Source organism: Aeromonas sp. 25-AL00135, assembly GCF_054052385.1.
The window spans coordinates 39648-52572 of the sequence record NZ_JBSTYQ010000014.1; the positions used below are offsets into that span (position 1 = coordinate 39648).

At 58.1% G+C, this 12925-nt stretch carries 11 protein-coding genes and 1 riboswitch; of the genes, 3 read left to right on the top strand and 8 right to left on the bottom strand.

Annotated features, from left to right (window positions below; all coding sequences use genetic code 11):
* Position 1: 1 nt before the first annotated feature.
* From ACW5XC_RS14030 to ACW5XC_RS14040, 3 genes are all read left to right on the top strand, one after another.
* Positions 2–517, top strand: a complete 516-nt coding sequence (locus ACW5XC_RS14030; protein ID WP_042052594.1) for a hypothetical protein — start codon at positions 2–4, stop codon at positions 515–517.
* 22 nt (positions 518–539) lie between these two features.
* Entirely contained in the window at positions 540–1091 is a 552-nt protein-coding gene (locus ACW5XC_RS14035) for a GNAT family N-acetyltransferase (protein WP_042052592.1), read from the top strand.
* A gap of 292 nt (positions 1092–1383) precedes the next feature.
* Entirely contained in the window at positions 1384–2868 is a 1485-nt protein-coding gene (locus ACW5XC_RS14040) for a hypothetical protein (RefSeq protein WP_042052591.1), read from the top strand.
* Between the two features lie 519 nt (positions 2869–3387).
* On the opposite strand, the gene thiH is transcribed toward ACW5XC_RS14040, so the two are convergent.
* The 8 genes from thiH to ACW5XC_RS14080 all read right to left on the bottom strand — a co-directional run bounded on the left by thiH (position 3388) and on the right by ACW5XC_RS14080 (position 12921).
* Complete coding sequence (gene thiH / locus ACW5XC_RS14045) at positions 3388–4647, bottom strand: 2-iminoacetate synthase ThiH (protein WP_042052590.1); 1260 nt, start codon at positions 4645–4647, stop codon at positions 3388–3390.
* The gene (locus tag ACW5XC_RS14050; RefSeq protein ID WP_024945667.1) at positions 4644–5411 is read right to left on the bottom strand and encodes a thiazole synthase; all 768 of its coding nucleotides are present in this window, start codon (positions 5409–5411) and stop codon (positions 4644–4646) included. Before ACW5XC_RS14050 ends, thiH begins: the two co-directional genes overlap by 4 nt.
* 85 nt (positions 5412–5496) lie before the next feature.
* Entirely contained in the window at positions 5497–5703 is a 207-nt protein-coding gene (thiS, locus tag ACW5XC_RS14055; RefSeq protein ID WP_042052588.1) for a sulfur carrier protein ThiS, read from the bottom strand.
* Positions 5700–6494 carry a HesA/MoeB/ThiF family protein gene (locus tag ACW5XC_RS14060; protein ID WP_042052587.1) on the bottom strand — a complete coding sequence of 265 codons (795 nt, stop codon included), beginning with the start codon at positions 6492–6494 and terminating at the stop codon, positions 5700–5702. The genes thiS and ACW5XC_RS14060 overlap by 4 nt, the downstream gene beginning before the upstream one ends.
* Entirely contained in the window at positions 6484–8091 is a 1608-nt protein-coding gene (gene thiE, locus ACW5XC_RS14065) for a thiamine phosphate synthase (protein ID WP_042052586.1), read from the bottom strand. Before thiE ends, ACW5XC_RS14060 begins: the two co-directional genes overlap by 11 nt.
* Positions 8088–10079 (bottom strand): phosphomethylpyrimidine synthase ThiC, encoded by a 1992-nt coding sequence (gene thiC, locus ACW5XC_RS14070; protein ID WP_042052585.1) that lies wholly within the window; start codon positions 10077–10079, stop codon positions 8088–8090. The genes thiE and thiC overlap by 4 nt, the downstream gene beginning before the upstream one ends.
* Before the next feature lie 278 nt (positions 10080–10357).
* A riboswitch (TPP riboswitch) is annotated at positions 10358–10470 on the bottom strand.
* A 241-nt stretch (positions 10471–10711) separates the two neighbouring features.
* Positions 10712–12175: an aerolysin AerA gene (aerA, locus tag ACW5XC_RS14075; protein WP_178378379.1), complete on the bottom strand. Its 1464-nt coding sequence runs from the start codon at positions 12173–12175 to the stop codon at positions 10712–10714.
* A gap of 260 nt (positions 12176–12435) precedes the next feature.
* On the bottom strand, positions 12436–12921 hold the full coding sequence (locus ACW5XC_RS14080) for a hypothetical protein (protein WP_042052581.1): 486 nt from the start codon (positions 12919–12921) through the stop codon (positions 12436–12438).
* Positions 12922–12925: the final 4 nt, after the last annotated feature.

The following is a 12925-nucleotide window of genomic DNA, read 5'->3' on the forward strand; positions in this document are numbered from 1 at the left end:
GATGAGCAGCCGCAACAGCCCTGCAATAGACAAGCCGCCGGGTAGCTGGAGTCTCTCCTTCTATAGACGCCTTGCCTTGCTCTTTGCGCTGCTTGCAACCAGTTCCAGCACCCTTGCCCTGTCACTACACGATCTGGATCCGGCATTTGAGCGATGTGAAGCGATCAAGTCACAACACAGCGCCACACTGCCCGCAAAAAGCGACCCCTTCTGGTCACTGGAGAGGGAACAACAGACGACAGTGCTGATCTATCTGCATGAGAAAAGCATGGAGCGCTGCACCGCAGCAGAAGTGGATGCGCTGGCGATCAAGGCGTTCCATCAGGCGGTAGCGGGAGACCGCAGTTTTCTCGACACCTTGATCAAGGCGAGAGCCACCACCCTGACGCCATCCCAGCAAACCCAGTTGCAGCAAGTCGGCCAAGCAGAGCTGGAGAGGTTGGCTGGTATGAAGGAATTTGCTCTGCCTTTCTCGCTGACGGCTTCCCTCAAGCAACTGGGCAGCGCAGTCCCATAGACACCATCAAGCAGGAAGCACGATGCAACTCACTACCCTTGCCAACACCCAGATCGTAATCCGCCCGTTCGAAGCGGGCGATGCCGACGAGTTTGTCCGCGCGGCCCACGAATCGATCGAGACGGTCGGCAAATGGATGAGCTGGTGCTCCCGTTCATTTACTCGGGAGAGCGCGCTGGCGTGGTTTGCCAGCTGCGAGCAGGATTGTGCGGCGGGACGCGCCTTTGACATGGGCATCTTCTGCGCCACCACCGGCCAACTGCTGGGTGGCGCAGGAATCAACCAGCTGTCACCCCATCATCGCTACGGCAATATCGGCTATTGGGTACGCCAATCCAGCCAAGGATGCGGTATCGCCCGACAGGCGGTCGCCCTGCTCCGTGACTTTGGCTTTCAGCAGTTGGGACTATTTCGGCTGGAGATCGTGATGGGGGTTGGCAACATCGCCAGTGAAGCTGTTGCCATCGCTGCCGGAGCCGCCTTTGAGTGCCGGGCAAAAAATCGCATCTTCCTACATGGCCAGCCTATGGATGCACATATTTACTCTCTTATTCCCATAGACTGTGCTTTGTAATGGGTCGTATTCTGCTGACGTAGTAGACGTAAATGGGTGATGTTTCTGGCAAACATATTATGCTCATATCTTTAGTCAAACAGCATGCCAAAACTCTGCCAAATGATGTATACCCTACAACCATTTTACTGGTGGCAATTCAATCGACACATTTTCTTAATATCATGTGTACGAGCCAAGATTGACTAAAACTTACGCCTATTGACAGCCAATGAAATCATTTATACAAAATTCGATACTCAGCTATAGTACCACCCTAATTACACCATTAGCCTAACCTCAGGATAAAACGATGAAGAAAACAATTGAAAATGATACTTTTTCAGGAGGAAAAAATACCACCTTGAATGCAACTGTTGGTTATAATGGTAGTTTTTCTCCAGAAGGAGAAGCACGTTCAAACACAGATTATGCTCTGGGCTTTTCAAGTGCCGCACTAGAATTAATTAGAGTAGCAAAGGAATCTTCTGAATTCAGAACCCACCTCGACTTTTTAGTTTATCCTATTTGTTTCAACATGAGACATGCTGTGGAACTACGACTAAAAAAATGGTGGAAAGACTTAGGAGTTTTAGCTCCAAAGAGAGACATTAAACTAAAGCAACATAGAGATGCCAAAGTAGCTAAAGATCATTCATTAAGAGGAACACTAGAACCCTTCCCGACAATAAATGAAGCTGCTACACACGATTTATCTAAACTATGGAGCCTAGTAGCCGAGTATGCTCCAATAATCGACTCACGATTTAGCAAGCTAATTCCATTACTGGATTCATACATTCAAGATATTGCCGACATTGACCCTACAGGTCAAACTTTTAGATATCCTGCGAGCAACGACAGTAAAACTCACTTAGCTGAAACACCACTTATTAATATTGAAATACTTGAGCTAAGATTCACTATGTTATTTAAACTATTAGATTTTCAGGAGCAAATCACTCAAGATATTAAATATGAATATTCTTGGACTGAAACACCAAGCCAACTTTCATATTACGATCTCCAATCAATATCTTTGGACTTAGCCAAATACAAAGACATTGAAGGTACATCGATCGCCGCACAAGCAAAAAAAACTGTTACAAACAGATATTCCCTATCTAGTAACACATATGCAAAAGCCATAGCATCAATAAAGTCAAATCACTACTTAAATTATAGCCTAAACATCACCAACAACCTCAACCATTTAAATGAAGAAGCCATCAAGAAAATATTTGATGCGTATTTTACATATGTAACACAAGAGGAATACCTGGCAAGGTACAAACAGGAAAAGACCATTATTGACATTACCTCACATAATCCTGATTTCGAAAAAATAATACAAGAAATGGAAAAGAAAAATGAATTGAGCGAGCAGTTATTAACTACATTAACAAAAGAGCAAATCGCAGAAGCTACCGCACTTATTGAGTGTCTCTCTCAAGAAAGATACATAGAGATTTATTATTCATTAGCCAGAGAGCACATTGAAGATGTGAGCACAATGGACAAAGCCGAACTTAAAAGCCATATATCAAAATACTTTTTTGGCCATATGGCAATAGAAAAGCTATCTTCTATTCTTTTCCAAATCAATTGTGCACAACTAATACAACCTCAAATCGAAAACTACCATTTAACTGAACTCAATTGGTATAAAAAACTACACTCTCATGCATTTATCCGGAATTACGACTCACTTTATAGATTTGAATCTATGCTTGAGCGATTTCAAGTTGAAGTAACCAGTGTGTTATCTAAGGTGAAGTTGGAAAGATTATATTTTTAATAAAAATTCCGTAGGGGACAATAAACGATGTGAATTCCCCCTGTCTCTTGAGCGTCAACAAACAGTTGTGATCAAGAGACAGCCTATGACAGCCCCTGGAGCAACGATGGGCATGGTATTGATTCCCCCTCTTATTCGCTGAGACGAACCCGCTTGTCCGGGCCGCGAGACAGATGTCGAGCGAACGGAGCCTAACCATCACCTTCCAACCTGCAAAACGGACGATTACGCCTAGCGGCTAATCGACCCTACCACTGCTCGCATAGATACGCTTTGCCCTGCATAGCGGCAACCGGCCCATCCTTACCCCCCAAATCGGCCATTGCTAATGGTCGCAATGACCCATGCGATAAGCTGAGCTGCAGCCACGATTTTTGCACTGGCGAAACGATATCAAGAATCATCGTCGCACCAACGAAACAATCCTATTTGAGCAAACAAAGCAAAGCGGCAAGCAGTGGCGGGGATCTGCCCCTCCGATCTGCTTGCCGCAGTCTGTTATCGCAGCTGTAAACGTCGTTAACGACCCAAAAACGGCTCCCAATCTTTGAACACCGGCTGCAACCCGGCCTGCCGCACGGCGGCGGCCACTTCCCCCATCGGACGGTCGTCGTGGATGGCGAACTGCTCCAGCTCCTCCGCATCCCCCTCGGCATAGCCCCCCGGCTGGGTGCGCGACTCGGCCGACATCTGGGTGATGCCAAGGCGCACCGCGCCGTTGCGAAACGTAGCCGACTCGCGGGTGGAGAGGGACAAGTCCAGCGTCGGCGAGAAGAGACGCCAGGCGCAGATCAGCTGGGCCAGCTGGCGATCCGACATGACCACGGCAGGTTCCAGTCCGCCTGTGCAGGGGCGCAGGCGCGGGAAGGAGAGCGAATAGCGGCTCTGCCAGTGGTGACGCTCAAGCCAGCTCAGATGCTCGGCGACAAAGTAGCTGTCGGCGCGCCAGTCCGAGGAGAGGCCGATCAGCGCCCCCAGCCCGATTTTGTCGATACCGGCGCGGCCCAGCCGATCCGGTGTGGCGAGGCGCCATGCGATGTCCTGCTTGTTGCCGCGCAGGTGGTGGCGGGCATAGGTGGGGGCGTGGTAGGTCTCCTGATAGACCATGACGGCGTCAAGGCCGAGGCTTTTCAGCTCGGCATAGTCGGCCTGCGAGAGGGGCTGCACCTCCATCCCCACCGTGCTGAAGTGGCGGCGGATGATGGGCATCACCTCGCGAAAATAGGCGAGCCCCACCTTGTGCTCGTGCTCGCCGGTCACCAGCAGCACGCTGTCAAAACCGCGCGCCTTGATGGCCAGACACTCGCGCTCTATCTCCTCTGCATTCAAGGTCTTGCGCTTGAGGCGGTTGCTCATGGAGAAGCCGCAATAGGTGCAGTCGTTGGCGCAGAGGTTCGACAGATAGAGCGGCACATAGAAGCCGATGGTGTTGCCAAAGCGCTGGCGGGTCAGCCGCTCGGCCTCGGCTGCCATCTGCGGCAGATAGGCTTCGGCGGCTGGGGAGATCAGCGCCATAAAATCGGCCAGGGTGCGGCGGGGTGCGCTCAGGGCGCGGGCCACATCGGCGGCAGTTTTGGCGCGGATCTGCATGCCGATATCGTCCCACTCCAGCTCCTGCCATCGGTCGAGAAAAGAAGGCTCCTTAGCCCTTACACCCAGTGCCCTCACCCCCAGCCCCTCTCCCAGAGGGAGAGGGGGGCTAAACACATCGGCCTCGTGAGAAACCGAGAAAGAGGGCGTGGCGATTGGCTCTTGCCCCGAGCCAGCATCATGACTCATAACGCCCCCAGAAAATCGGTGAGCGGGCTGGAGGCTTGGGCCTGCAGGGCGCGGGCGCCAAGGCCAGCTTCATAAGCGCTGCGACCGGCGGTGCAGGCCAGCGCAAAGGCGCGGCCCATGGCGACCGGGTCGCCGCTCACCGCAATGGCGGTGTTGACCAGCACGGCGTCGGCACCCAGCTCAAAGGCGGCGGCGGCGTGGCTCGGCGCACCGATCCCCGCATCCACCACCACAGGCACATTGGCCTGCTCGACGATGATGGAGAGAAACTCCCGGGTTACCAGCCCCTGATTCGAACCAATCGGCGCGCCGAGCGGCATCACGGCGGCGCAGCCCACCTCTTCCAGCCGCTTGCAGAGCACGGGGTCGGCGCCGCAGTAGGGCAGCACCACAAAGCCCTCTTTCACCAGCTGCTCGGCGGCTTTCAGTGTCTCGATGGGATCGGGCAACAGATAGCGCGGATCGGGGTGGATCTCCAGCTTCAACCAGTTCGTCCCCAGCGCCTCGCGGGCGAGGTGGGCAGCAAATACCGCCTCGGCGGCGGTCTTGGCGCCTGAGGTGTTGGGCAGCAGCTTGACCCCGAGTTGCAGCAAGGGGCTCAGGATATCGTCGTGGGCCTTGCCCGGTTCCAGCCGCTTGATAGCCATGGTGACCAGTTGGGAGCCGCTCGCCTCGATGGCGGCGGCCATCAGGTCAGGGCGGGCAAACTTGCCGGTGCCGGTAAAGAGGCGCGATGAGAAGGTGTGATCGGCAATCTTGAGCATGTCAGCCTCCGGCCACTGCGATAAGAAGAGATGAGGTTCCGCCGCAAGGCAGAACACGCGAAGATGGGACTGCGAGCATCATGGGTCAGCCTCCCGCAATAGCGGTGAAGAGGTGGAGTTCGTCCCCGTCATTGAGACGGGTCTCGGCCCAGCGGCCACGGGGCAGCACGGCGCCGTTAAGGGCCACCGCCACCCCCTGTGGATTAACATCTTGCGCCGCCAGCAGGTCGGCCACGCTCTGCTCTGCCGCCAGCGGCTGGGCTTTATCGTTGAGTCGAATGGTGAGGGTCATGGGGTGGTCTCCTTATCGTGTGTCGGGCATCGGCGCTGCCCGCAGACCAGGCAATCGGGGTCGGGAGCCAGAGTGAGGGTCTGCCACTGATGGGTCAAAGCATCGAAGCGGCGCAATGTGCCCGCGACCGGGCTCGACATCCCGAGCAGCAGCTTCAATGCCTCCAGCGCCTGCAAAGAACCCATCACCCCGACCAGCGGGCCGGTGACGCCGCTGGTCTCGCAGCTCTGGGCGAGCTTGGTATCCAGCGGATAGAGGCAGGCGTAGCAGGCGTGATCGCTGCTGGTGCGCGCCATCAGCTGCCCCTGCCAACCTACTGCGGCGGCGGAGATCCAGGGCTTGCCCTGAGCCACGCAGGCGGCGTTGATGGCCTGGCGGGTGGCGAGGTTGTCGCAGCAGTCGATCACCAGATCTACCTCGGCCACAAACTCCGGCAGGTTGGCGGCATCGAGCCGCTGGTTGATGGAGATCAGCTCCACCAGCGGGTTGTGGGCCGCCAACCGCTCGCGGGCCAGCTCCGCCTTGGAGTGGTTGACCGCCTCGCTATCGAACAGGATCTGGCGCGGCAGATTGCTGGAATCGACCGTATCGCCATCGGCCAGCCACAAGGTGCCCACCCCGGCCCCGGCCAGATAGAGGGCCAGCGGCGAGCCGAGCCCGCCGAGACCGACGATCAGCACCGATTTATCCTTGAGCCGTGCCTGACCCGCCTCCCCCACTTCCGCCAGCATCAGCTGGCGGCCGTATCTCAGATACTCTTTGTCACTAAGAGACGCCTCATCAGAGCGCATGTTCTGCCTCCTGTATAACGGTGGCCGAGCGCGGCTCATCCCCCGCCCCCACGGCAGCGAGCAGCCGCTCGGTCGCCCCCTGCCAGTCATCGCTGGCAGTGATGGCCGAGACCAGCGCGATACTGCCGACCCCGCTTGCCTTGACCGCCGCCACCCGCTCCTCGCTGATGCCGCCGATGGCCACCGTCGGCCACTCCGCCATCAGGGCGCGGTAGCGGTGCAGCCGCACCAGCCCCTGCGGGCGCGAAGGCATCGCCTTGGTGTTGGTCGGGAAGATATGGCCGAGCGCTATGTAGGAGGGGGCCAGCTCGCGGGCCCGCATCAGCTCGAAGTAGCCGTGGGTGGAGATGCCAAGGCGCAGCCCGGCCGCCTGAATGGCGGCGAGATCGGCGGTCTCCATATCCTCCTGCCCCAGATGCACGCCCCAGGCGCCCGCCTCGATGGCCTGCTGCCAGTAGTCGTTGATAAAGAGCCGCGCCCCATGGCGGCGACCAAGCGCTACCGCATCACGAATGGCCGGCGCCACCTCTGCGGCGGGCAGATCCTTGATCCGCAGTTGGATGGTTTTGACCCCCTGCCCCAGCAGGCGGCGCAGCCACTTGACCGAATCCACCACCGGATAGAGGCCGAGGTTATGTTCGGTCGGCGCGAAGGGGCCCTGTGGCAGGCGGGCGATGCTTGTTTCATAAAGTCCGAGGCGGCGATCGAGGGTTGACCCCGCCAACACGGCGCGGGGGAAGTGAGCAAGATTGGCAGGCCAGCCAAGATGGGCGATGGGGCCCGGGCCTGCCCCCACCCCCTGCGCCGCCGCCAACCCCTGTTGCAGGTAGGCACGCGCCAGGATGATGGCGTCCTCCACCGGATAATCCTGCGCCACCACGGCGGCGATGGCGCTGGCGTAGCAGCAGCCGGTGCCGTGGCCGTGGCGGGTATTCAGGCGCGGCGCCGCCAGCCAGAATTCGCGGGTCTCGTCCTGGTAGTAGTCGAGGCAGAGCTCACCGCTCCAACCCAGATGGCCGCCCTTGACCAGCACGGCGCTGGCGCCGAGTTTGCGCAGCCGCTGGGCAGCGAAGCGCACCAGCACAGGGCTGGTCGCAGGAATGCCGGTCAGGGCTTCCAGTTCGGGGCTGTTGGGGGTGATGAGCGACAGACGTGGCAACAACTGTTCGCGCACCGCCGCCAGCATATTGGGCTCCGCCATCGGGGTGCCGGAGCTGGCGATGGCCACCGGGTCGTAGACCACGAAGGGGGCCTCGATTGTTGCCAGTCGGCGGGCCAGTACCTCCACATGGAGCCGGGTCGGCAGCAGACCGATCTTGATGGCGGCGGGCGGCAGATCGACGCCGAGGGCGTCGATCTGGGCGGTGAAGGTCTGCATCAGTACGGGGTCAACCATCTTCACCGCCACCGAGTTCTGGGCTGTGATGGCGGAGATAACCGAGCAACCGTGCACGCCAAGGTCGTGCAATGTGTGCAAATCGGCCTGAATGCCGGCACCGCCACCGGAGTCTGAACCGGCGATGGTCCAGACAACTGGGCGAGAGTCGGTCACGGGCGACAGGTCGGCGGGGCTGACAGCCCCGCTTGCGCTGCTCACGCCTCCTCCCCTGCGGCCTGTTTCAGCGCCGCCGCCTGATGGTAGATCTCGCCACCGGTCTCCTTGAAGGTCTCCGCCATGCGGGCCATGCCGCTCTCCACCTGAGCCACTACCTGCTCCTGCTGGCCATCCATGCCGACCAGCTTGATCTCAACGGCTTCAAGCTTCGCCGCATAGTCACGCACGTCCTGGGTGATCTTCATGGAGCAGAACTTGGGCCCGCACATGGAGCAGAAGTGAGCCACCTTGCCGGACTCCTGCGGTAGGGTCTCGTCGTGATAGGCGCGGGCAGTGTCGGGGTCGAGGGCCAGATTGAACTGATCCTCCCAGCGGAACTCGAAGCGCGCCTTGGACATGGCGTTGTCGCGGATCTGGGCGCCCGGGTGACCCTTGGCCAGATCTGCGGCGTGAGCGGCGATCTTGTAGGTAATCAGCCCCTGCTTCACATCCTCCTTGTTGGGCAGCCCCAGATGCTCCTTGGGGGTGACGTAGCAGAGCATGGCGCAGCCATACCAGCCGATGAGCGCGGCGCCGATGCCGGAGGTGAAGTGATCGTAACCGGGCGCGATGTCGGTGGTGAGCGGGCCAAGGGTGTAGAAAGGCGCCTCGTGGCAGTGCTCCAGCTGCTCGGTCATGTTGCGCTCGATCATGTGCATCGGCACGTGGCCGGGGCCCTCGATCATCACCTGTACGTCGTACTCCCACGCGATCTTGGTCAGCTCACCCAGGGTGCGCAGCTCGGCGAACTGGGCCTCGTCGTTGGCGTCATAGACGGAGCCGGGGCGTAGACCGTCGCCCAGCGACAGGGCCACGTCATAGGCGGCGCAGATCTCGCAGATTTCGCGGAAGTGCTGGTAGAGGAAGTTCTCCTTGTGATGCGACAGGCACCACTTGGCCATGATGCTGCCGCCGCGCGAGACGATGCCGGTGAGGCGCTTGGCGGTCATCGGCACGAAGCGCAGCAGGACGCCAGCGTGGATGGTGAAGTAGTCCACCCCCTGCTCGGCCTGCTCCAGCAGGGTGTCGCGGAACAGCTCCCAGGTGAGGTCTTCGGCAATGCCGTTGGTCTTCTCCAGCGCCTGATAGATGGGCACGGTACCGATGGGCACCGGGCTGTTGCGCAGGATCCACTCGCGGGTCTCATGGATGTAGCGGCCGGTGGAGAGATCCATCACTGTGTCGGCGCCCCAGCGGGTGGACCAGACCAGCTTTTCGACCTCCTCCTCAATGCTGGAGCTGACCGCCGAGTTGCCGATGTTGGCGTTGATCTTCACCAGAAAATTGCGGCCGATGATCATCGGCTCCGCTTCCGGGTGGTTGATGTTGCTGGGGATGATGGCGCGACCGGCCGCCACCTCATCGCGCACAAATTCGGGAGTGATATTTTCCGGCAGGCGGGCACCGAAATCACGGCCCGGATGCTGGGTGCGCAGGAGCTCGGAGCGCACCCGCTCGCGCCCCATGTTCTCGCGAATGGCGATAAATTCCATCTCGGGGGTGACTATGCCGGCACGGGCGTAGTGCAGTTGGGTGACCCGGCGACCCGGCTTGGCACGACGCGGCTTGGGCAGATGCTCGAAGCGCAGGTGATCCAGCCCCTCGTCGGCCAGCCGCTCCTGAGTGAAGGTGGAGCTGAGCCCCGGCAGTTCGTCGGTGTCATCGCGCTCCAGCACCCAGTTCTCCCGCAGGCGCGGCAGGCCACGGCGCACGTCGATGGCGACCCCCTCCTCCCCGTAACGGCCAGAGGTGTCATAGACCGGCACCGGCTCGTTGGGCTCGAACTTGGGATCTTCTTTGGTGCCGCCGACGAAGGTGTCGGCCAGCTGGATCTCCCGCAGCGGGACACGAATATCGGCGCGGGAGCCTTCGATAAAGATGCGGCGGGAGTTGGGGTGAGCCATCCCCTTGAGGCTGTCGATAAAGGCCTGAGCGCTGGAGCGCTGCTCGCGGCGGCTGGATTTGGTGATATCAGATACGGAAGTAGACATAGCAAAACTCACATTAACTGGTTGAAGTTATGGGTATTTGCTTGTCTGGAGTTCGAGGAGAAGATGAACTTGCGGCGGGGTGTTTATCTCGGGAGGGAGTGCGTGCGGGATGGATCTCCGCGCTGTTGTTCTGCCGCTTTCCGCTCTCTGCACGCTGTGGCAAGGCACCCCACGTGCTGGACAACCGGACGGGACAGACTCCCTCCTGTGCGCCCTGACCCATCAGGGTTACCCCTTCGATGAGCGGAAGAGGCTTGTTCCTCCTCCGGCGCGGTAACCCGCAAGTTACCCTTGTTCCCTTCGCAGGTTTTAACCTGATCAGGTTCCACGGATCCCGAATTAACGGTCTCAGCTTCGCGTCGTTCGACGGTCAGCACTCCGACAAGATGGCGCCAGTATAAGGGGGAAAATTTAAAGCACAAGCCGTTAACAATCTGGCCAACACGCCTCTTTCAACAAATGAGTGAACGATGCCTCGCTCACGGGGCCACCTCGGGCAGAGGTCAAACCTGCGTTGGCATCACCTTGGCACGCCACAGGTTCCCGTTGTGATCATTCAGGGACAAGAGGAGAAAAAGAGGGGCGCAGAGCAAACAGAAACAGGCCCCTATGAAAGGGGCCTGCGAGTGAGGTTATTGAACCGGAACTATGGTCAGGGATACGTTGCCAAACCCTTCGTTGGCAAGGGCCTCGCTGTCCAGATCCACACCGGTCAGAGCCACACCTTCAGCAGAGGCGTTACGCAACTGGGCAGAGGCCGCGGAACGGATCTGGGGCTGACCGATTTCGATATCGCCGGCAAACTGGCTCTCGGCATAGAAGTCACCGGTCACTGCCGAACGGATCGGGCGCAGCACACGACCCAGGTTATTCTGCATGGTCGACAAGCCATACTCGCTGATGGTCCAGTTCCAGTCCCACCACTTCACTTCACCCGGGATATAACGCTTGTCCCACTGATAGCGGATGCTGCTCGCCTTGTCGCGGAACGGGCCGACGGCAAAAGTGTGCTCCCAAGTAGGACGATTCTCCGGATGGGTATACCAGGCATTGCCGCCCCAGCGCAGGAAGCCCCTCATGGTCAGGTCATAATTGACCTCGGCCTTGAACTCGTAGGGGTAGGAGATGTTGGACTTGTAGAGCGCAACCCGTACCGGCAGGCTGGAGTGAGGCGGCACCGTGGGACGCGCTTCAACCGAGACGGTCTCGGTGGTCGAGCCCCCGTGTTGGGAAGCCCAGCTCTGGCTCGCCGCAATCTCGATGGCAAGCTCGGTCTCACCCACCAGCGGCCACTGGAACTTGTTCTTGGTGGTCACCTTCTCGCTCAGACTGTAGGTGTCGGTCTTCGACCAGTTGGTGGCCTTGTCGTACTTCAGGGTCACCACCACCTGCTGGGGCAGGTCGGTGTAGTTGGTCGCATTGGCCGTGATGGTCTTGACCAGCTGCTTGCCGCTCTCGGTGACCTGACCATGGCTGAAAGAGTCGGGTTCCAGAGTATATGAGAAGTTGCTTACCTTGATGGAGCTCTTCTCCCCGCAACGATATCCGGAGCAGCCGCCGTCATTATTTCCCTTTATCAGCCAGCCATCGCCAACCCGGGTAACATCCATATCCTCCCCGACATAGGGGCTGTGATTTCCACCCACCCAGGCGTATCCCAAATAATGGGCGAGATAACTGACCGGCTTGATAAAATAATCATTGTCGTGGACAAGCCTCCATTGCACATCGACCTCATCACCCGCCGGAATATTCCAGTCAGAGAGTGTTGGTATTTCTCCGGAAACCGGTGAATTTGGATAGCACCAGGTTTCTCCGGCAGTGCCCTGTTTGATTTCGCCATTATATCCCGGCCCCATAATCACCCAGCGATCCGCCAGCCCGGTGATCTGCCACTGCCCCATGCGGCTGACCAGATTACCCTTGATACTCATGGCTTCATCGCGGGTCAGAGGACGATAACCACTGGCACAGACGCCCGTCCCAAGACCCGCCCACTTGACCTGATCAGGGTAGACAGGTTCAGCCGCCTGCACCTGAGCGAGCATCAATGAAGACGCCAAAAACGCCAGATTGGCGGTAATTATTCTATTCATCATTTATCCCTCTTTCAGACATACGATAATTGTTATTGTGTAGAAATATCCTTTTTCATTTGACAGGTATGGACTCCGACAAAACCTGACACAAATAAAATAAACCACCAAAAAACATTCATGACAAACAAAATAATGGTGGTATAAGAAAATAATTAGAGTGATGACTTTATTGAGGAATAAATCATAAATATTGTGACAGTCATTATTTAATGGCTGCCACAATATGGTGAAACCATATTAAATAAGAAGATACTGAATTACTCTTCCGGATTGATCACTTCAATTCCCTGCAATATTCCATCCGCCGAACGGATCAATACCAGCTCGCTCCCGGCGTGCAGATCGGCGACCGAGCCGTTGACCCAGCGCACCTGCGGATTGAGTGGCACTGTGCCCAGGGTGGCCAGCGTGAGCTGCCGATCATCGAAGGATTGCAGGCGATCTTGCGCCCGCTGCCAGGGCTGATTGGCCAGCGGGGCTCTGGCGGCCAGCAGCTCAATCCGGGTGGCAACGCCATCAGCCACCAGCAGAGCAAGCTGGTCGCCGGGCTTGAGTGGCTGCGGCCAAATCTCCCCCTGCCGCCAAACGGCGGCACTGCCCTGCTCCACTTCGGCCCCCTGAAATTGCAGGCGGATGCCGTCGCTGTGCTCCAGCTCCACCAGCCACAATTCGTCGGCTCCCGCCTGCGCCGCCCAGAGCGGCAGACCCAGCATCCATGCACACCACTTTCTCGATTGTTCCATCTTC